At 32.8% G+C, this 830-nt stretch carries 1 protein-coding gene; it reads right to left on the bottom strand.

Annotated features, from left to right (window positions below):
• The coding region (locus L4C33_RS22545; protein ID WP_428814597.1) for a glycosyltransferase family A protein at nt 1-606 on the bottom strand (606 nt) is incomplete at its 3' end.
• Nucleotides 607-830: the final 224 nt, after the last annotated feature.

Here is an 830-nt window from a genome sequence, read left to right as displayed (position 1 = left end):
ATTAATAAATAATGATTTAGTAGACTTAGCATAAGCTCTCAATGAGAAATCCAGATCTTCACCACCATTATTTACCGAACCAATCCCTAATTTTTCATCGAAAAAATCATCAATATCGATCAACTCTTTACGAACAAATAATGTTACCGATGAACCATGTTCGATTAAATCTTTGGTAGACAAACGCTGTTCAACGGAATCAGAAACGAGCTTAGTTTTACTAGAATAACGGCATACCAATAATTCTAGCTCTGGATCTATATCAAACTTGTCCACCAACTCAGCCAAGTTATCATTTGGATACCAACAATCGTCATCAGGAAAGGTTATGATACTTGATTCCGCTAGTAAGCCGTTGTTCATCGCAAATTTTATCATCCGGTTTCTAGCACTTGAGAGAGAAATAACATCATCGCTAAAAATAACATCAGCGACTTTTTTCATCCCCTTGACTTGCTCTATAAAACCGTCACAAGAACCTTGCAACAATACAATTTGATACCTAGAAAAATTCTGACCTTGATATGAATTTAACATTCTTAACAGATCATTTATATTATTATCATCGACAATACAAGTTGTCATCATCAGCAATCTATTTGACATAATTAAAAGCTTTCCTTCCCTGTAACATAGTATTTTAGCATTCTAGCCATGATGTAAACACTTCTACTCCTAAAGGCAGTCGAAATTAACAAAGAAAATCTCACACTCCTTGAGTTATAACTATAAACTTGGCATTTCATTCTTGCTGATTGAAAATCTGTTAACTTGTATTTGTCAATAATACTTTCACAAGATAAAAGATGTTTTGTTATATTATTATTACT

It is taken from the genome of Vibrio makurazakiensis (assembly GCF_050337375.1).
Lineage (GTDB): Bacteria > Pseudomonadota > Gammaproteobacteria > Enterobacterales > Vibrionaceae > Vibrio > Vibrio makurazakiensis.
This window is presented reverse-complemented; position numbering and strand designations above follow the sequence as displayed.